This window comes from Raoultibacter phocaeensis (genome assembly GCF_901411515.1).
Lineage (GTDB): Bacteria > Actinomycetota > Coriobacteriia > Coriobacteriales > Eggerthellaceae > Raoultibacter > Raoultibacter phocaeensis.
Window position 1 is genome coordinate 1,113,823 of sequence record NZ_CABDUX010000001.1, and the last position, 18,870, is coordinate 1,132,692.

An 18,870-nucleotide genomic window follows, 5' to 3' on the forward strand; every position below is an offset into this window, starting at 1 on the left:
ATGTTCAAGCCAAGGGAAGGGGAAACATGGCATTATCAAGACGACAGTTTCTAACGGGCGTAGGTGTGGCGGGTGTCGCCGCAGCAGGTGCGGGGCTTGTAGGATGCTCGCCATCGTCAACGCAAGGCCAGAGCACTCCGGCTGCTTCGGGAGCGACCGCTGCGCCCGATACGGGACTCATCGCTGCTGCATCGCTCAATCCTCAAGATTACGAGTACCGCCAGAATACAACCGAGCTTAAGACGCTTTTCTCTCCTGTTGCGATCGGCCCGATCGAGTTAAGCCATCGGATGGTGAAATCTGCGGCGGGATCTGCCTGCTACCTTGCCGGCCTGACCGATGAGCTTTACGAGTACTACGTGAACTTCGCCAAGGGTGGCGTTGAGATGATCTGGGTTGAAATGGTTGATGAGCTCGCCCCCATGTCGGGCAAAACGACTCCCGAGGCCGAGGAATTCGCCCGGAAACTCGTTGCGGGCTGCAAAGAGCACGGATCGCATCTGGGGTACCAGAACTACGCGTTCACGCCGAAAAGCGCGAATGAGATGACCGTCGACGAGATTCATGCATTTCAAGACAGCGTGGTCAATGTGTGCAAAATGGTGCACGATTACGGATTCGAAGCATTCGAAATCAATGCTGCCGGATTCAATATCGGGGAGTCGTTCCTTTCGCGGGTCCAAAACATTCGTGAAGATGAGTACGGCCCCCAGTCTCTCGAGAACCGTGCCAGGTACGTGGTCGAGCTCATAGAGAAGATCAAAGAAGCCTGCGGTGATGATTTCGTCGTTCAGGTGCTCATCAACTGCATCGAGGCCGATGATGCGAATCTTGGCAACGACGCCAAGGTGACATCGGGCGAAGAAGGCATCGAGTTCGCCAAGCTGTTCGAAGCGGCGGGAGCCGATTCCATGCACCTGCGCCTTGGGCCGCTGAGCTACCATCCCTGCCAGTTCGCAAGCGATTTGTACTTCCTTCTGAACGGTATCGAGGGCGCTACTGGATTCGGCACGCAGTGGGATTTCAATCGGCATTGGCAAGGCCAGCTCATCGGCGATCACAGCGGCGCGGGGATGCTGCTCGACGTGGTCGCGCGCTACAAAGAGGCGTTGAGCATCCCGTGCGGAACGGTAACATACATGGATCCTGCCCATGCCCCCGATTTCTTCGAACAGGCGCTCGCCGATGGTAAGTGCGATTTCTATTTGATGAATCGCCCCTTTACCGTCGATATCGATTACGTGAACAAACTACGCGAGGGTCGTATTGACGAAATCGCTCCTTGTACGCGGTGTTTGCACTGCCACATCGCGGGCAACCAAGACAATGCCGATCGTGGATATTGCCGCGTAAACGCTTTGACGCAACGGGTTATGCGAGAAAACGGCCCGGCGACCTACGAACTTCCGCCTATTGAATCGCCCAAGAACGTGATGGTTATCGGTGGTGGCCCTGGCGGCATGGAGGCTGCTCGCATCGCGGCAGAGCGAGGTCACCAGGTGACGCTGTACGAAAAGAAAGGATCGCTCGGGGGGCTTTTGGATTTCGCGAGCAGCGTGAAAGGCCCGCATGAGAATCTGGAGGACTTTAAAGCCTATCTCGAAAAACAGCTCGAACTCACCGGCGTCAACGTTGTTTTGAATACCGAGGTTGATTCGGCGCTTGTCGAGTCCGAAGCGCCCGATGCCGTGATCCTTGCAGTGGGCGGTCTGCGCGACGAGCTCGGTGTAAGCGGGTCCGATTCGGTGCAGGTGATCGAGCTCGATCAGTTTATGACAACAGAGATGGGCGAAAACGTGGTGGTGTACGGATCGAATGCCCAAGCGTTTGATTGTGCGCTGTGGCTGACGGTTCACAACAAGCACGTGACGATGGTTACGCCGAGCCCCCTCGCCGATATCGATAAACAGCAATCCGAGCATGCGAAGGATTTCATTACCTCGGCACTCTATTCGCTCGGCATGCGCGTTTGGCCGAATGCCTCGATTAAGGAAATTGGCGATGGGCAGATTACCGTTGCAACAGAGGTGGGCACCGAGACAACGATACTTTGCGATGCCATCGTAAACGCTGCAGACATGCTTCCGAATACCGCGCTCATCGACGGCGTATCGGTAGCCGAAACCTACGCGGTTGGCGATTGCGCCGAGCCGTACAACATCGCGCTAGCCGTCCGCGGCGGCAACGATGCAGGTCGCGCTGTCTAGCCGATCGACTTATTTGTTTCGGGCAGCCAGATGGGCGCGCCCCGCGCAAAATACGAAATCGCACAGTAGGTTTGCTGATTCAGGGGCCGCATCGGAAACGGTGCGGCCTCTGTTGCGCTGCCGTTGCATCTCTCCTGCGCTCGCGCCGTTGTGCCCGTGAGCAATGTTTCACGTGAAACATAATCATTGTGCAATGCGCAGGCATGCACGCTAACAACCCAACCAACCGCGTCGTGCAAGTGCAACGGCGGGAGTTGTCATATCGGTAACGCGAAGGTAACGGCAGCGCTACCGAGACGATGCCTTTTCGCCCCTGCTCAGAATCTTCTTTGCGCATATCTTATGATGTTACAGAAACCGTTTTACGGGATGACAAAAGCCGTTATGCGAAAAATGGTATAAAAAAAGTAGCAATTACGGACACAAGAGACGGTTTCGGTGCTAGAATAGCGTCAAAGTTTCCAAGGGGAAACGCCGCTGCGATTCGTCGCTCGTGCGTTGGGAGCATATCGAGTGCCCACCGCCCGAACTGCGAATCATGCGGGAACAATGCTCGAGGTAAAAAGGGGGTGTGCGATGGAAATCTTTTCTGATCCGGTCATGCTGGCGCGAATTCAGTTTTACCTGACCGCCGGGTATCACTTTTTCTTTGTGCCGCTATCCGTCGGAATCGCATTGATCCTAGCCATCAACGAAACAAAGTACTTCAGGTCCCGCAACGAGAAAGACGCTGCGTCGGCCAAGTTCTGGGTGAAGATTTTCACCGCGACGTTTGCGGTCGGTGTGGCCACAGGCATCACGATGGAATTCTCCTTCGGAACCAACTGGGCCGATTACGCGCGGTTCGTCGGAGACATCTTCGGGGCTCCGCTTGCTGCCGAGGCGCTGCTCGCCTTCTTCTTGGAGTCGGTGTTTCTGGGCATCCTGCTCTTCGGTCGCAACAAGGTTTCGCCGAAGTTCTACCTGGTGTCATCGTGGCTTGTGTTCATCGGCTCGGCGCTTTCGGCGCTGTGGATCCTGATCGCGAACTCGTGGATGCAGACGCCTGCGGGAGCCGAGCTCAACGCCGACGGCACGCGGGCGGTCATAACCGACTTCTTCGCCGCAGCGTTCAATCCCTCGACGCTTCCGCGCTACACCCACACCGTCGATGCGCTCATCATCATGGGTGCGTTCTTCGCCATTGCGGTTTCGGCGTACTACCTGCGTAAAGGGAAGCACACCGAATTCGCCATGAAGACGATGAAAATCGGTGCCGCCGTAGGCATCGTATCGAGCTGCCTGATGCTCGTGTTCGCGCACTCTTCCGCTGTCGTGGTTGCCGAAGAGCAGCCCACCAAGCTTGCCATGATGGAGGGCATGTACGATTCGGAAGTGCCGCCGCTCTACGCGTTCGGCTGGGTCGATGAGGAAACGGGTGAAGTGCTCGCGCCGTTCTCCATTCCCGGCGGAACGAGTTTCCTCGCCACGGGCACGTGGGACACCGAGTATATGGGCTTGAACCAGCTGGCGGAAACTGCGAAGTACGCCGATCTCGATGTTGATTCGTTGCCGGTGAACGCCGTGTTCCAAAGCTACCACATCATGGTTGCCATGTACGGTCTCATCATGATCTGCGTGATTCTCGCCCTTGTGTTCTCGTTCAGGAAGGGCAAGATCAAGAACATGCGGTGGTTGCAAACACTGCTGCTCATCTCGCCGGTCTTCCCGTTCATCGCTATCCAAACCGGGTGGCTCACCACCGAGCTGGGCCGTCAGCCATGGGTTGTCTATCCTTCGACCACCGGGCCCGAGGGTGTGAGCCTGCTCATTCCCGACGGCGTGTCGCAGTCGGTGTCGAACGTCGAGATCATCATCACCCTTCTGCTGTTCGTGCTCGTCTACGCGTTCATCGCGGTAGCGTGGGTGCGCGTCGTGTCGCATTTCGTGAAGCAGGGCCCCGTGCTCGCTCCCGTCGATGCGGGCAACGCGGCGGCAACCGAAGCGCCGGAAAACGATGGCAAAGGCTCGACGTCGAAAGGTGGTGAGTAGTCGTGGAAATGACCTTTTTTCAAGTTCTGTGGTTCATTCTAATCTTCGTTCTCATCGGCGGCTACTTCGTGCTCGACGGATTCGATCTGGGTGCTGGCACGCTGTACCCCTTCATCGCGAAAAACGATAAGGAGAAGGCCATCGTGCGCCGCAGCATCGGGCCGGTGTGGGACGGCAACGAGGTGTGGCTGCTCACGGCGGGCGGTGCGCTGTTCGCGGCGTTCGCCCCCGCATATGCAACCACGTTTTCGGGCTTCTACCTAGCCATCATGCTCGTGCTGTTCAGCCTGATCGTGCGTGCGGTGGCTGTGGAGTTCCGTGGCCACGACCCCAAGTGGGGCGGTACCTGGGACAAGCTCTTCTTCGTCGGATCGGCGCTGCCCGCACTTCTGTTCGGTGTTGCGGTCGGCAACATCTACGCTGGCATCCCCATGGATATGAACGGCGATTACACGGGCATCCCGCTTCTCGGCCTCATCACGCCGTTCACGCTTCTGACCGGCTTGCTCGGGCTTGCGATGTTCATCGCCCAAGGCGCGACATGGCTCACGCTCAAATCACCGAAGCCCTCCGCGCTGCGCGACCGTACGGCGAAGGTGGCGTTTCCCGTGCAGATCGCCGCGCTCGTGCTGTTCGTGATCGTGTCCGTCTACGGCCACTTCATCATCCAGCCCGCCATGGCGCCCGAGCTCACCGTGGTGCGCTTCCTGTTTGCGGCGATCGTGCTTGTGGGTATCGTCGGTTCGATGGTCATGCTGAAGAAAGGTTCCGACTTGTGGGGCTTTTTGTGCCAGTCGGCAGCCGCGTTCTTCCTCGTGGCGCTGTTGGCCGCATCGATGTTCCCGAACTTCGTCGTGGCGTCGCCCGACAGCGTAGGCCCGTCGATCACGCTTATGAGCGCCGCTGGTTCCGAACTCGCGCTCATGTGGATGACCATCATCACGTGCGTCGGCCTGCCGCTCGTGCTCATCTACCACTTCATCATCTACCGCACGTTCCGCGGTCGTGTGAAGGATGAGGATCTGGGGCACTACTAAGCGAAATCCGCGCCCGACTTCGTACAGGCAGGAGCCGCCCTCGGGCGGCTCCTTTGCGCATGGGGGATTGCCGCCGCGCAGCACGCATGGTACATTCCCAAAAGTGGGGAATACGTGGGAGGGCGAAGCAAGGGTGGTGCGCAATGCAGATCGAATCCCTTTCGTTGTTTTTAACGGTCATCGAAACTCGATCGATCACCAAGGCTGCTCAAAAGATGTACATCACGCCTCAGGGAGCGAGCTCTGCAATCAAGGCCCTCGAGAAGCAGCTTGGCATGAAGCTGTTCGAGCGAACAGGCGCTTGTATCGAGCTGACGCAACAGGGCGCTGAAGTTGCGCATGAAGCGCAGAAAGTCGTAGCTGCTTACCAGAAAATGCAATCGGTTGTAGCCATGCAGAACAACAGGGTTGCAAGCCGGGACATACTCAAGGTGGTGGCTACGCCGTTTGTTAGGCAAACGCTCACGGCGGTCATTCAGGATTACGCGGCATATTCCAACGACAACGCCGTAGTGCAGGTTATTGAGAAAAACGCTTTCGAAATCGCACGCGGCTTCGAAACCCTCGATAACGATACGCTCTATCTTCTCGATCTTCCCCTTGACCTCGAAATAGCATCTGAAGAATTGTCGCCGAGCTTTTGCAGGCTGGCGCTTCAGGAGTATGCGATATTCCATCCCTTTGTGCTTTCTAACTTCGTTATCAAGTGTTCCGAATTCAGCCCTTACGCCGCGAAAGATACTATTAAGTGGACCGACCTTACTGCGGATCAAATCGCTTGCCACGACGACCCGTTTCTCATCAAGGTGATCGGCCGGTATGTCCCCACCTGTCGCAGGGGGAACGTTGGAATGAAAGTTTCAAACACCGAGCTGATCGGCACTGCCATTAACCAATCGGGCATGATCGGCATATCTGCGTCTTTGCCGGTTGCGTTTGGGGAGCGGAACTGGAAAAAGACGTATAACGGCGTCGCCATCGAGCCGAAGCCTAAGGCTTCGTTCGTGACGGGTGCGCTCGGTTCGCCTGAGAACAAGCACGCCAAGAGCTTCTGCTTGTTCATGCAAAACCTGCTTGCGCACCTTATACCCTCGTATATGAAGAAGAACGATCCAAGCGAGTTCTACAAGAAAAACCGCCGCCGTTTCTCATAAACAGCGACTTGTCCGTATCTATCCGTATAGAAAAGAACGCCTCATCTATCAGCGATTACAACGCATTCTTCTCAATCGATCAACCAACTGCTTATTCCCCATGCGCCATGCGTCATGTACAGTGCGAAGCAAGCAAGGCCTTGCTGAAATCGATTGCAGTGAAGCGTGAAGCGCCCGCGGGGGAGCGGATGCCTTACGCGAAAACGAGGAGGAAGCAATGGCTGAACAGGGATCGAACTACAACAACCGCGACGAAAACCCGATGATGCTCTCAAGACGTCAGATGCTTGTGGGGCTTGGGCTCGGCGCGACGGCGCTTGCGGCCGGTATGGCGGGATGCTCTTCCCCTAAGGGACAGGATGCGGCACCGTCTCAGGCAGAAGAAGACATCGAGGCTGCTCCGTCCCTCAAGGAGCCGACGCAAACCATCGAGGCCGATATCGTGGTCGTCGGTAGCGGCATGGGGGGCATGTCGGCGGCGGTCACGGCGGCTGAAGAGGGTGCAAACGTTGTTGTGCTCGAAAAGCAGAGCATTCTCGGAGGCGGAACGAACTTTGCCGAAGGAGTGTTCGGCATGGGCTCCGACCTGCAGAAAGAAGCTGGTGTCAACGGCAATCTACTCGATCTCATCAAGCTCGAGCTCGAATTCCAGCGTTATATCGTCGACTACACGCTATGGGATTTCGTGGTCGCTGGCGCTGAAGAGAACCTCAAGTGGCTCATCGATCATGGCGTGGAGTTCGTCGAGCTCGGCGACGGCCCGTATGCGGGCATCAGAACGCAACACATGTACGTCGATCACCGCGGGAGCAACATGATAGCCAAGCTTGAAGAAGCAGCTCTTGATCTTGGCGTCGATATCCACAAGAGCACGCCTGCCACGCATCTGCTCATGGATGGTGAAAAAGTCGTGGGTGTGCAGGCCGAAAGCGGTAAAGACATCATAAACGTCAACGCGAAAGCCGTGATCCTCGCAACCGGCAGCGCGGGTGAGAACAACGAGTTGTTCGACCGATACACGACGCGCCATTCGGAGAAATATGCATGGTGCGGAGCGCCGGGTCTTACGGGCGATGGCATCAAAATGGCGGTCGAGGCCGGCATGGGGGAGCCGTTCAGGCTTATGGCTCCCATCGTGGGCACCACAGTCGAGCCGCTCGGCGTCGCATCGCATCTGGCTTCCCTCGGCGCGATGAACCCCTACGTGCTCTGGGTGAACCAAGATGGCATCCGCTTCACCGACGAAGGATTGACGCGTGCATACACCACATCGGCGAACGCAGTCGAGTCGCAATACAAAACGTACTCCATTGTCGATCAAGCGTTGTTCGACCGACTGGTTTCCGATGGCGATCCGAACGTTGGATGGGGATACTACGTGTTGAAGGGAACACCGCTTACGGATGCGCCGCAAGAGCTTGAGCAGGAGCTTTCGCGAGGTAGCGAAAACGTTTTTAAAGCCGAGTCGATCGCAGATCTAGCCGCTGCGCTCGGAATGGACGCCGCGACGCTTGAGAAGACGGTTCAGGAGTACAACGCAATCGTGGACGCCGGCGAAGATGTGCTCCACAGCAAGAAGCCCGTCTACCTTACCGATAAAATCGAAACGAGCCCGTTCTATGCGTTCAGGGTCAAAGGTTCTAAAGTGAACATGTTTGGGGGTATTCACATCAACGAGAACGTCGAAGTGGTTCGCGAGGACCAGACGGTGATTCCCGGCCTGTACGCCGCAGGCGTCGAATGCGGCGGGTTCCAGGGCGAAACCTACGGCATCACCGTACCGTCGTCATGCCAGGGCATCTCGCTCTCGACCGGCCGTCGCAGCGCCAAGAACGCGGTGAAGTACGCGAAAGGATAGAGCTTGTTGAAGCGCGGCAGCTAAACGCTCCAGTTCGAAAAGAAGGCTGGCTTTGGTTGACGAAGCCGGCCTTCGCCCTTGCCCACGTGCGATACAGCTCGCAAACGCCTCGCAAAACCAAGCTAGCCTTGCTTTGGGAACGTCACGGTAAAGCAGCTTCCCTTCCCCTCGCTGCTTGTCACCGAAAGCTCCGCGTTGTGCCGTTCGGCGATCCACTGAGCGATCGAGAGGCCGAGACCGGTTCCTTCGGGGTTGACGAAACGTGCTTCACCGTTGCGGTAGAACCGCTGAAACACCGCATCCAGCTCGGCTGCTGAGATGCCGATGCCGGTATCCTCAACGGCAACACGAGGGTACCCGCGTTCGACCGAGCACGTTAGGCGAACGTTTCCTCCCGGCCCGGTGTACCGAATCGCATTGTCAAGCAGCACCGAGAATAGTTCGGTCAAACGTTCGCGGTCTCCGACAAGCACCACACTAGATTCGATCGAACCCGAAACCGCAATGCCCCGAAGCGATCCGATCTGCTCGAACTGGTCAATGAGCCCGTCGAGCAAAGCGCTGAGATCAACCTGCTCGTAGGTGAGTTCGTCCTGGTCGGCATCGGCCCGCGCCAGCGTAAGCAACGTCGAAAGCATCGATGACATGCGTTGGGAGCTTTCGAGAATGGCTGCAACGTGCCTGCTTTCCTCTTCGATCGTGTGGTCGGGGTTCACAAGCAGCAGCTCTGCGTTCGCCTGTATGGAAGCAAGGGGGTTGCGCAGCTCGTGCGAGGTATCGGCAGCGAATTGCCGCTGCTTGCTCCATGCTTCGGTGATGGGCACGATGGTTCTGCGCGCTTGCCAATAGCAGAACACTCCGAATACGGCTATGCTGACAACGAGACTCGCCGCGCTTGCGATACGCAGCAAGTCGATCATGGCCTTTTCGGAAGTTATGGACAAAAAGGAAACGGTTTCGTCCACGATGAATGACTCGCCTTGCTCCCAAAACTGCAGCGGCTCCTCGTGCGTGACGCGGTATATGCGGTATGTACGATCGTCGACCGTTTGGGTCGAATAGCCTTCAGGGAGGTCTCGGGAGAGGATGGCATCGGTGTCCGAGGGGATCATATGGTCGGCAGGATGAGGGTTGCTATATCCCTCGCTCTGGTCGTGGAAGAAAATGATGGGAAGCAGCCCCGAGGGAAGCCGTGCGGAATGCAGCTCGGGCGACAGGTGCGATTGCGAGAAGCCGTCAAGATCGCGAGCGAGTCGCTGGTCAGTCTGGTTCGTCAAGCTCTGCTGCGTAAACACGTTCAGGAAGACGAGGCAAAGAGCGAACAGTACGAGCATTGCGCTCAGGTTTGCAATCGTGAGTTTCCTGACGATGTGCTGCGACGATTCCCCCGCTACGTACCTGCGTTGTCTAGCCAACGTTTTCTCCGCTTTCCCTCGGCTCGATTTCGAGTGCGGTTTTGAACTGGTAGCCGACTCCTCGGATCGTTTTAATCGCATCGATGCACGATGCGGCTGCGAGCTTTTTTCTCAGATTGTGGATATGCACATCGAGAATGCCGAACCCGATGTCGGAATCGTATCCCCACAGGCGATCGGAAATCTGGCCCCTCGTTACGATGGATCCCTTGTTGATGATGAGAAATTCCAGCAATTCGAACTCCATCACCGTTAGCGAAAGGTCGTTTTCCCTGTAGCGCGCCTCGTGACGTAGCAAATCGAGCTCGAAAGCACCGTATACAAGCTGTTTGCGACTCGATTCTCCGGCGCTACGCCTCAAGAGCGCATGAACGCGCGCGATCAATTCGGCGAGGGCAAACGGTTTAACAAGGTAGTCGTCGCCCCCGATGCTCAACCCCCGAACCCGATCTGAAATAGTGTCGCGCGCGGTTACGAACAGCACCGGAGTGTCAAAGCCTTCCGCTCGAAGGCTCTCGACGATTTCGAGTCCCGACATGCCGGGCATGGTGATATCGAGGACGAGCAGGTCGTATATGCCTTGTGACGCGTAAAAGAAGCTGTCCGCTCCGTCGGGTAGCGCATCGACTTCGTACCCTTCTTGCACAAGGGCGTCCGCTATCGCCCGACCGAGCAGCACATCGTCTTCGGCGATCAGCAATCTCATGCACGCCTCCTTTGCCGAACCGTGTAGAACCGTTGTACCATCGCCCCGCACCGTTCGTCAAACGATGCGGGGCTTATTCAAGTTAGCTGCTCTTCGTGTGCTTGGTTGCTCGGCAGGTCCCTGCGCTTGCGGGTATTTCGACGTCTGCGCAACTCCGGCAGTCCCTCAACCGACGCATGCGCTTGGTGCGCCTATCGCATTGCTCGGATCGGCAGCGAATCCGAACGCGGCGGTAGCTTCTTCATCGAAGGTCAAAAACTCGCGAGTTATCTCGGCGAACGCCCGATAAAAATCAGTCTGGGCAAGTCGTTCCACATCACTGCAGCAAAGCAGCATCCATCTCAGCGGATGCGCGTAGAGAAACGAAGCCCTCTGTTCCTCAATCAGCCACGCGCCTTCGCTATCTCCTTGGGCAAGACGATGCAAAACCTGTTTCGAGCGGTAAGCGAGGAACGCGAGTTCGGTGGCAAGGTGATCGTCGTCGACAACGCTTGGGAGGGTGCTCGTCAGATGCTCGGCGCGAAGGATGCTCACCATGGTATCGAGAGCTTCCTGCCGCATGAGTCCTTCGTTGCTCGTATATACCGATTCGTACGGGTAGGCGCCTTCGCGGCGAGGGCCGAATCCGAGAAGCGTCGCCGTATAATCGACGGCAAGCTCGGAAAGGGGTGCCTCTGAATGAGCCTGCGTGTATCGCGCGAGCCTCCCGTATCCGTCCACGGCAAGCACCCCCGCTCCGTGAAGTTCCGATGCGAGATGCACAAGGCTTTCCCATAAAGCTTCGTCGGCTTCATGACCCCATACGCGGGCAAGCAGGGAATACGTGTTATAGCGAGCGCTGGAAAGCTGCTTTAGTTCGATATCGGTGCAGTACTGCATGGCTATCCCTTTCCGTGCGATCCGGTGCGCCCCATGCGCACGGATACTGTCCACCGCGCCTCGCGCGCTCGGCTAGTAGATGAACGATTGGATGCTGCTCCCCATGAGGTACATGATCATGCGGATGGCAGCCGAACCCGCAAGCACGCCGCACAGCCCGAGGGCGATAACCGTCGAGTTTGAAAACGCCGCCGTCCCGGCACCGCTTTTGCCCGCGAACAATTGCGTGCCCGAAACGAGCAGAGGCAGGACCAGTCCCAGCACCACGGCGAACAGCCAAAACATGAGCGCAAGGTCGCCAGAGAGCAGCCGCGAAAGCGAACGTGATGGATCGGGATAGGGTGCAACGGCGATGGCAACCAGATAAAGCGCCATCGTGACAGCGAAGGTGACGGTTGCGAAAAAGGCCGCTTTTCCGATGAACGCCTTTTCTTCGGTATCCGCGCCTTTGATCGCTGCGATCAGATAGAGGGCGAACGCACCCATGGCTGCCGCTGCTCCGATGAACATGATCGGCAGAAATACTGTGTCCCATGCGGGACGTGCACCCTGCATGTACGCTTTGCCAGTAATGAATGGGAACGCGACCGCCACGATCAGCCCGAGTACCGCGACCGTTTTTATCGCCGCGCCCGACGATTGCTTGACCACCAGCACCAGCAGTGCGAGTACGACGATGCCGGCAACGACGCAGGCGATGAGCTCCTGCGCGATGCCCGACTGCACGTTTGCGAGGATGTGAAAGATGCGGGCGGGGTTGCCCATGTGCAGTGCCGAGGCAAGTCCGCCTACGACGAGGGCGATAAGCGACACGACGAGCCCCGAAAGCCTGAGCGAGGCGGCTTTACCCGTGAGGATCGAAGCGCAGACGAACCCGAGGCAGCCCATGCTCAACCCGCCGAGCAGCCCGAAAATCAGTAATGGCCATTGTACGTCCATAGTTAGCTCCTCCAAGTCTGGCCGGTCAGGATAAACGCTTCGCCGGGCGTGTTGCCCACGTCGGCGAAGCGGTGAAGATGATCGCCCGCTGCAGCGAGATGCTGCGCGACGTCTGAAGACGGATCGTCGGCATCGCCGAAGATGCGCGCGTGGCCCGGGCAGATGTCGACACACGCGGGCTTCTTTCCGTCATCTACGAGGTGCGCACAGAGCGTGCATTTCTCGATTACGCCCAAGCGGTCGTTGCGCGCTCTGACGCCATAGGGACAGGCCATGATGCAGTACTCGCACCCGATGCATTTGTCGTGGTCGACGAGCACGATGCCATCGTCGCGTCGATACGAGGCGCCGGTAGGGCAGACCGTCACGCACGACGGCGTTTCGCAGTGCTGACACTTTACGGGAAGGTAGTACTCTTCAATGTTGGGGTATTCGCCCGTCGGCCCTACGTTGATTACTTTGGTATAGAAACGCCCGAGATCGATGTCGTTTTCCTGCATGCAGGCAGCGGTGCACGAATGACAGCCAATGCATCGATCGAGGTCGATGATCATGCGATAGGTCGTCATGGCTATGCCTCCTTTCCGTCGCCTATAAAGGCGTTGAGCTCATCGGGGGCCGTGTATACTCCTTCGGGCGGCCCGTCAGGTGCCTTGTAAATGCGACACAGTGTGCTGAAGTTGTCGGTTCCTGTTGCCGGATCGCTCACTTTGTCATTGTCAACAATCGCGTTCGGGTTGCAGTCGAACGCCCCATGGAGTCCGGCTTGTGCGCTTTTCTCGGGGAACCACCAGTCGTGATCGCAGTGGACGACGCGCGGATCGATGCCCGCTGTTAGATGGGCGACCTGCTTGATCGATCCCATGGAGGATTCTATGCATACCCAATCGCCGTCTTCGATACCGTTTTCCCGCGCGGTGTTTGGGTTGATTTCGACGAGCGGGAAGGGACGGATCGAACGCATATAGGCTGATTCACGGTATTCGCTATGGAAGTATTGATGATTTCTGCCACCGGTAAGCATGACGTAGGGATAGTCGGCGGCAAGGTCGGGTTCGCTTACGGGGCTTTGTGGTTGCTCGCGATACCCGGGAATGCCCGACCAACCGTTGACCTGCAGTTCTTCAGAGAAGATGTTCACTTTGCCCGTCTTGGTTTCAAAGCCGGGTTTCTTATCTTTGCGCAGCAACCCTTTTTCGTGTTGTCCGTATACGATTTCGTCTACCACTTCGCCCTGCTCCCGGAATTCCTCGAAGGTCATGCCGGTTGCCTTGAGGGCGAAGTTGAACCAGTCGTACTTGTCTTTCCACGTCATATCCACACCGATGCGCTGTGCAAGTTCGAACAGAATGTCTACCTCGTCTCTGCTTTCGCCCTGGGGCTCCGTGAAAGGCTGGCGGATGGTAGCCGTGTGGTTCGCTGGCCAACAATGGCCCGATTGCGGGTACTCGATGCGGTCAATTTCGTTTTGATGCGCAGCCGGCAATACGATGTCGGCCAATTCGGTAGTGGGGGACATGAGTAAGCTGACGCAGACGGAAAAGTCGATGTTCTTGAGGCCTTCGGCGACCTCTTTGCTGTCAGCGCAGCTCACGATGGGATCGGAGTTCATGCCCCAGTAGATACGCGGTTTGAACGGCTTGCCGGTGGTGAGCGCATGTGTTGCGGCCGAATATACGCCGTCGCGTATGCCGTAGATTTTACCTACATCGGGGCACATGCTGTAATCCTTGAGATTCGCTTCCACCTGCTGGCGTACATCGCCTTTCGGGGGCATGGCGTCGAAGACCGCAGACCCTTTTATGCGTGTGCCGGGTTTGACGCTGTTGCCGCCCGGTATCTCGTAATTGCCGGCAAGCGCCATCATGATTGTGAATGCGTGCGAAACGCCGCTGCTGTTGTCGCTGAAGTCGGTTTTCTGCCCACGGGTAAAGCACGCGCCCGGGCTGCTTTCTATGAACAGCTCGATCGCTTCCTTCACCTGCTCGACGGAAAGCCACGTGGTCTCCGCCGTTTTCTCGACCGTCCATTCGGCAACGGTGTCAGCGAGTTTCTGCAGCGAAGTCTGATACGCGGTGCCGTTTGCCTCGTGCGAACCGAGCAATGCGGGGTGGGGGTCCTCGATGCTCCAAGCGAGCTCCTTGGCGTCCCAGAATTGGAGCGAGTCGGCCGTTTCGTCCCAATAGGCGAGCTTGTTCTCCGAGCCGCCCTCGGCAAGGTCGCTTTCGCGGAGCAACAGGCCGGTCGCATCGTTCACGAGAAACGAAGCGTTCGTCCACTGAGCGGCGAACGCCTTGTCGTAACGTTCGGACACGAGCATCTCGTTGATGATGGCGAGGATGAGGGCCATATCGCTCGTTGGACGGATGGGCACCCACAGATCGGCCTTTGCGGCAGCTGCGGTGTGGCGGGGATCCACCACCATGAGCTTGGCGCCCCGGTCGAGCGCCTTCTTGATGTAGATCCAGTCGTAATAGCCCCATGAGAACATGCCGCGCGCCCACATGACGATGAGGTTTGTTTCCTCGGGGTTCCATCCCGTGAACTGACAGGGGTTTCCGATGGTGGTACGCTGCACGAAATCCCCGGCGATCTTGCAGATGCTGCCGACGCCGAACCCCCCGACGCTTCCCATTTCGTAAAAGCACTTCTGCAGAACGGAGATGTTCAACTGGTCGCGCCCTGTTCCGTTGTTAGCAAGGATCGTATGCCCGCCGTACTGTTCAATTACCTCTTTAAACTTCGGAACGATGATCTCCCATGCCTCGTCCCAGGTGATGCGCTCCCACTTCCCCTCGCCACGCTCGCCTGCGCGCTTCATGGGGTAGCGGATGCGCAGCGGACTGTTGACGAGCTGCGGAATGGCGAAGGCGCGGCTGCATACGGTACCTTCGGAGTACGTGCCTGGTCGACCTTCAACGCGGATCAGGCGGTTGTTCTTCACGATGCCGTTGATGGTGCAGCGGCCGTAGCAGTTTCTGCAGGCGCTGCGGATGGTCGTGACGGCGTCGTTTTCGGCAGCTTTCTCGTCATCCTGCGCGAGCGCGGTGAGGGGCTGCCAGGCGTCGAGGCCGAGCGCTGCGGCTCCTGCGAGAGCGCCCGAAGCCGCCATCGCTTTGACGAACGATCGTCTTGTCGGTGCGTTCATGCTGGTGCTTCCTTTCTGTTCATGCGTCTTGTGGTGTCGAGCGGTCATTCGTTGGGTGGATCCTCCTTTGCTTTCGGGCTACGGGGCAGTGCGGGCGAGAGGGCTCGGCTCGGACACGCGTCCTTGCATTCGAGGCAGAGCGTGCAGCTTTCTTCCGAACCCGAGGTTATGGCGGATGCCGAAAAATGCTCGGGGCATACCTGCTCGCAAGCGCGGCACGAGGCGTCGACGTTGCAGGAGAGGCGGTCGGCCTTCATGCGGAGCCTAAACGGGCTTACGCGAGCAACCAGGCTCGCTGCGGCACCGAGCGGACAGAGCTTCGTGCACCACGAGCCGAAGAGGCGAAGTTCGATGAGCAGAAGGGCGGGAAAGATCACGAGATCCCAGCTCGGTTGGTAAATAGTGAGCGTGCGAAACGCCGCGTATACGAACCCGAAGACGAGTCCGATCGGGCAGAATAGGCAGAATAGGGGGAATCCGACGATGAACGAGGCGGCGAGCACGCCCGCAACGAGCACGAGGCTGCTGACGGTGCTGCTTCGCTGGATGGGGCGGGTCGCTTGCATCTTATACCGAGGCGATTTCTTTTTGACGAGGCCGCTCGGGCATACCCACGAGCAGAACGCGCGGCCGAACAGCAAAGCGGCGAGTGCAACGACAATCAACGGGAAAACGATCGCACCGTACACTTCTCTTGAGGCGAGCGACGCTTGTGCGAACCCGAGCGGGCACCAGGCGCACAGCGTTCCCAAGTCCGTCTTCGCTGCGATGCCAACGATGGCGAGCAGCAAAACGGCAAGCGCAACAATAGTTCGAACTATGCGGGTTACAGGTTTGCGCGGAGAACTTTTCATCGTGCTTCCCTCTTTTCGGGTATGACGACGATTCCCTTGGATTCGACTCGGGCACCGCCGTACGAGCGCAGCGACGTGCTCGGACAGATGAGTTCGCACAATCCGCATCCGTCGCAGAGGGCTTCGTCAACGACGGGCCGACGCATATCGTCAAGCGAGATCGCTTCCTGCGGACATTCGTCGGCGCACACGGTGCAGCCCTTCCAATCCCATGCCACGCAGCTAGGTTCGTTGACAACGGCTACCCCGTTGATCGTCGGCTTTTCCTCGGGCACCGCAAGCGCTCCAGTGGGGCAGACTTCGGCGCAGTGGGGAACCCCTCCGTTGGCTTCGGCACAGAAATCGCAATACGCGAGGGTGAAATCGACGGTTGGCGTGGAGGTGCCCTTGATGCTGTCGATGACTGAAAGGGGCTGTATGACGTTCGCATGGCAGACCGACGTGCACTTTTGACATCGGATGCAGCGTGCCAGGAATGCCGATTCGTCCAAGGCTCCCGGCGGACGAAGAAAAACGCTGTCCTGCGCGAGTGCGTTTGCGGTTCCGCCTGTTGCAACCAACGCAGCGAAAACGCCAACCGATACGATGAACCCCCTTCGAGACACAGCGGCCATATTTCCCCCTATGCGCTGGATCGTCTGTTGGATGCATGATAGGGGGCCAATCTTAATTCCATCTTAAGGGCGAGGGTATGCTGCGTTGCGGGCTCTGTTTGCGTGTTGCTCCGGATCGGCTGGGCACGGTTGCTCCGCCCGTGGACCGGCGACGTGCTGCATCGGCTGGCCAAATATCGCGCAGCCGTTAACCCTGACTTTCGGACCGTACATTTCGGGGCGTATTTTCACCAGCGATCTGCGAAGGAGACATTTTGGCCCTTTCCAGGATTTCGCCGATTAGGTAGTATGGCGTTCCCTATAATGGCGAGTAACCGCACACCGCGTGAGGGGTGTGCGGAGGAAATAACGCCGTCTGTACGACGGCTGGAAAGGACCATCATGTTCCGAGAAATACGCAGAAGTCGGCAAGCGCTTCCCGCAGAGGAAGGCAAGGCGATACTCCATCGCAACACAGCCGGCGTGCTGAGCTTGCATGACGAGGTCTACCCGTACGGTGTCCCGATCAGCTACGCATACGAGGAGGAATCGCGTGAGCCGGGCGCGCTGTACGGCACCGTGTACTTCCATTGCGCAACGAAAGGCCACAAGCTCGAATCGATCGGGCGCAACGACCATGTATCGTTTTGCGTGATCGATCGGGATCGTATCGTGCCCGAGAAGTTCACAACCGAATTCCGCAGCGTCATCGCGTTCGGCGTCGCGCGCGTGGTGTCCGACGATGCAGAAAAGCGCCACGGACTCGAACTGCTCGCAAAGAAGTATTCGCCCGGTCTGGACGAGGCTGCCGATACCGAAATCAAAGGCGAGTGGGATCACACCTGCGTCATCGCGATCGATCTCGACTACTTCAGTACGAAAGAAGCCATCGAGCTCGTGCGTGCCCGTGGTGCCGGCCACGCGGGTGAGGAAGAGGACAGCGCGGAAGCGTAAGCGCGCAGCGTTCCTAGCGGGGCGCGCCGGTCCATAAACTCGGGCGCCGCGCTCCGCCCGTTCGCCCACGGGCGCATGACGGGTGCAGTTCGGCAAGCGAACGGGCTGAACGCGGCTATTCGCCTACGAACACGCCTTTGTCGATGACAAGCTCGTCATCGAGGTACAGCGTCGGTTCGAGGATGATGCCGTCGTAGTGGCAATCAGCTTTGTTCGTGCCGCCGAACGACGTGTTCGTGCCGAACGCTATGTGCACGGTGCCGAACAGTTTTTCATCCTCGAGGATGATGCCCGAGAGAATCGCCTCGTCGTTCGTTCCGATGCCGAGCTCGGCTACGACGCCGTTCTCGGGTCGGGCGAACAGGATGTCGAGCGCATCGGAACCCGGACCCTCGATGCGTGCGAGGCGGCCGTTTTCGATGACGGCGGTGAGCGGACTGTCGAGCTTTCCGATGCCTACCATCGATCCGTCGATGACTGTTGTGCCGCCGCCTGCTCCCTCAACCGGCGCAATGTACGCCTCGCCTGAGGGAAAGTTTCCGCTCGAACCGCGCTCACGATAGACGCCGGGGCTCGGAATGCCGTCGCGCCCGTCGAGGTCGAGTGTGAGCACATGGCCGTCCTTCTCGATGCGCGCTGCTTTCGCCGCCGTAAGTTTCTCGGTGAGGCGCAGCGTTCGCTTCTCGACGCGTACGTAGTCGGCACACGATGCCCCCTTGCGTAGCATGTCCATCGTAATGCCCGGCATGGTGACCACGCGCGTACCCGTCTTCGCCGCTTCGATGCGCGCGGTGGTGTGCGTGATCGATTTGGCAGTGGGGCAGAGCGCTACGTCGGCTTCGCGCATGGCGGCGGCAACGGCGGCAGGCGGCTCCTGTCCGGCAACGTCGAGCTCGGGCATCTGCATGACAAGCGCAGTGCGGCCGAGCTCACGGGCTGCGCGATAGAAGAGGAAGCCCACGTCGGCGGTGGGGTCGTCGGTCACCACGAGCAAGGTTTCCCCCTTGCCAAGACACAGGCTGTCCGTGATGATGCGCTTGGCCCGTTCGATCAGCTCCATTGTTGTACTCCCATCGTAAAGCGAACAAATATTCC

At 58.2% G+C, this 18,870-nt stretch carries 15 protein-coding genes; 6 read left to right on the plus strand and 9 right to left on the minus strand.

Annotated features, from left to right (window positions below):
• Window positions 1–26 precede the first annotated feature (26 nt).
• The 5 genes from FJE54_RS04375 to FJE54_RS04395 all read left to right on the plus strand — a co-directional run bounded on the left by FJE54_RS04375 (window position 27) and on the right by FJE54_RS04395 (window position 8,287).
• Window positions 27–2,207, plus strand: a complete 2,181-nt coding sequence (locus FJE54_RS04375; protein WP_139651513.1) for an FAD-dependent oxidoreductase — start codon at window positions 27–29, stop codon at window positions 2,205–2,207.
• A gap of 576 nt (window positions 2,208–2,783) precedes the next feature.
• The gene (locus FJE54_RS04380) at window positions 2,784–4,238 is read left to right on the plus strand and encodes a cytochrome ubiquinol oxidase subunit I (protein ID WP_139651514.1); all 1,455 of its coding nucleotides are present in this window, start codon (window positions 2,784–2,786) and stop codon (window positions 4,236–4,238) included.
• Window positions 4,239–4,246: 8 nt separating this feature from the next.
• Window positions 4,247–5,275, plus strand: coding sequence for a cytochrome d ubiquinol oxidase subunit II (cydB, locus tag FJE54_RS04385; RefSeq protein ID WP_180326645.1), 1,029 nt, complete (start codon window positions 4,247–4,249; stop codon window positions 5,273–5,275).
• Between the two features lie 143 nt (window positions 5,276–5,418).
• Window positions 5,419–6,429, plus strand: a complete 1,011-nt coding sequence (locus FJE54_RS04390; protein ID WP_180326562.1) for a LysR family transcriptional regulator — start codon at window positions 5,419–5,421, stop codon at window positions 6,427–6,429.
• Between the two features lie 217 nt (window positions 6,430–6,646).
• Window positions 6,647–8,287: an FAD-dependent oxidoreductase gene (locus tag FJE54_RS04395; RefSeq protein ID WP_139651517.1), complete on the plus strand. Its 1,641-nt coding sequence runs from the start codon at window positions 6,647–6,649 to the stop codon at window positions 8,285–8,287.
• Window positions 8,288–8,409: 122 nt separating this feature from the next.
• On the opposite strand, the gene FJE54_RS04400 is transcribed toward FJE54_RS04395, so the two are convergent.
• The 8 genes from FJE54_RS04400 to FJE54_RS04435 form a co-directional block, all read right to left on the minus strand.
• On the minus strand, window positions 8,410–9,702 hold the full coding sequence (locus tag FJE54_RS04400) for a sensor histidine kinase (protein ID WP_180326563.1): 1,293 nt from the start codon (window positions 9,700–9,702) through the stop codon (window positions 8,410–8,412).
• Window positions 9,695–10,408: a response regulator transcription factor gene (locus FJE54_RS04405; RefSeq protein ID WP_139651519.1), complete on the minus strand. Its 714-nt coding sequence runs from the start codon at window positions 10,406–10,408 to the stop codon at window positions 9,695–9,697. The genes FJE54_RS04400 and FJE54_RS04405 overlap by 8 nt, the downstream gene beginning before the upstream one ends.
• Window positions 10,409–10,573: 165 nt before the next feature.
• Window positions 10,574–11,287 carry a TorD/DmsD family molecular chaperone gene (locus FJE54_RS04410; RefSeq protein WP_139651520.1) on the minus strand — a complete coding sequence of 238 codons (714 nt, stop codon included), beginning with the start codon at window positions 11,285–11,287 and terminating at the stop codon, window positions 10,574–10,576.
• A 72-nt stretch (window positions 11,288–11,359) separates the two neighbouring features.
• Window positions 11,360–12,226 carry a DmsC/YnfH family molybdoenzyme membrane anchor subunit gene (locus FJE54_RS04415; RefSeq protein ID WP_139651521.1) on the minus strand — a complete coding sequence of 289 codons (867 nt, stop codon included), beginning with the start codon at window positions 12,224–12,226 and terminating at the stop codon, window positions 11,360–11,362.
• 2 nt (window positions 12,227–12,228) lie between these two features.
• On the minus strand, window positions 12,229–12,795 hold the full coding sequence (locus FJE54_RS04420) for a 4Fe-4S dicluster domain-containing protein (RefSeq protein ID WP_139651522.1): 567 nt from the start codon (window positions 12,793–12,795) through the stop codon (window positions 12,229–12,231).
• Window positions 12,796–12,797: 2 nt separating this feature from the next.
• Window positions 12,798–15,374, minus strand: a complete 2,577-nt coding sequence (locus tag FJE54_RS04425; protein WP_180326564.1) for a molybdopterin-containing oxidoreductase family protein — start codon at window positions 15,372–15,374, stop codon at window positions 12,798–12,800.
• 44 nt (window positions 15,375–15,418) lie between these two features.
• Window positions 15,419–16,228 carry a 4Fe-4S binding protein gene (locus tag FJE54_RS04430; protein ID WP_180326565.1) on the minus strand — a complete coding sequence of 270 codons (810 nt, stop codon included), beginning with the start codon at window positions 16,226–16,228 and terminating at the stop codon, window positions 15,419–15,421.
• Entirely contained in the window at window positions 16,225–16,842 is a 618-nt protein-coding gene (locus FJE54_RS04435) for a 4Fe-4S dicluster domain-containing protein (RefSeq protein WP_139651525.1), read from the minus strand. The genes FJE54_RS04430 and FJE54_RS04435 overlap by 4 nt, the downstream gene beginning before the upstream one ends.
• Before the next feature lie 381 nt (window positions 16,843–17,223).
• On the opposite strand from FJE54_RS04435, the gene FJE54_RS04440 reads away from it, so the two are divergent.
• The gene (locus FJE54_RS04440) at window positions 17,224–17,775 is read left to right on the plus strand and encodes a pyridoxamine 5'-phosphate oxidase family protein (RefSeq protein ID WP_139651526.1); all 552 of its coding nucleotides are present in this window, start codon (window positions 17,224–17,226) and stop codon (window positions 17,773–17,775) included.
• A 115-nt stretch (window positions 17,776–17,890) separates the two neighbouring features.
• Here the strand turns inward: FJE54_RS04440 and FJE54_RS04445 are convergent, their stop codons facing one another.
• Window positions 17,891–18,835 (minus strand): aminopeptidase, encoded by a 945-nt coding sequence (locus FJE54_RS04445; protein ID WP_139651527.1) that lies wholly within the window; start codon window positions 18,833–18,835, stop codon window positions 17,891–17,893.
• Window positions 18,836–18,870 lie beyond the last annotated feature (35 nt).

Excerpts from the sequence above, each read along its gene's own strand:
- FJE54_RS04375 (WP_139651513.1), top strand. The coding sequence starts at position 27 with ATGGCATTATCAAGACGACAGTTTCTAACGGGCGTAGGTGTGGCGGGT.
- FJE54_RS04380 (WP_139651514.1), top strand. The coding sequence starts at position 2,784 with ATGGAAATCTTTTCTGATCCGGTCATGCTGGCGCGAATTCAGTTTTAC.
- cydB (WP_180326645.1), top strand. The coding sequence starts at position 4,247 with ATGACCTTTTTTCAAGTTCTGTGGTTCATTCTAATCTTCGTTCTCATC.
- FJE54_RS04390 (WP_180326562.1), top strand. The coding sequence starts at position 5,419 with ATGCAGATCGAATCCCTTTCGTTGTTTTTAACGGTCATCGAAACTCGA.
- FJE54_RS04395 (WP_139651517.1), top strand. The coding sequence starts at position 6,647 with ATGGCTGAACAGGGATCGAACTACAACAACCGCGACGAAAACCCGATG.
- FJE54_RS04405 (WP_139651519.1), bottom strand. The coding sequence starts at position 10,408 with ATGAGATTGCTGATCGCCGAAGACGATGTGCTGCTCGGTCGGGCGATA.
- FJE54_RS04410 (WP_139651520.1), bottom strand. The coding sequence starts at position 11,287 with ATGCAGTACTGCACCGATATCGAACTAAAGCAGCTTTCCAGCGCTCGC.
- FJE54_RS04415 (WP_139651521.1), bottom strand. The coding sequence starts at position 12,226 with ATGGACGTACAATGGCCATTACTGATTTTCGGGCTGCTCGGCGGGTTG.
- FJE54_RS04420 (WP_139651522.1), bottom strand. The coding sequence starts at position 12,795 with ATGACGACCTATCGCATGATCATCGACCTCGATCGATGCATTGGCTGT.
- FJE54_RS04425 (WP_180326564.1), bottom strand. The coding sequence starts at position 15,374 with ATGAACGCACCGACAAGACGATCGTTCGTCAAAGCGATGGCGGCTTCG.
- FJE54_RS04430 (WP_180326565.1), bottom strand. The coding sequence starts at position 16,228 with ATGAAAAGTTCTCCGCGCAAACCTGTAACCCGCATAGTTCGAACTATT.
- FJE54_RS04435 (WP_139651525.1), bottom strand. The coding sequence starts at position 16,842 with ATGGCCGCTGTGTCTCGAAGGGGGTTCATCGTATCGGTTGGCGTTTTC.
- FJE54_RS04440 (WP_139651526.1), top strand. The coding sequence starts at position 17,224 with ATGTTCCGAGAAATACGCAGAAGTCGGCAAGCGCTTCCCGCAGAGGAA.
- FJE54_RS04445 (WP_139651527.1), bottom strand. The coding sequence starts at position 18,835 with ATGGAGCTGATCGAACGGGCCAAGCGCATCATCACGGACAGCCTGTGT.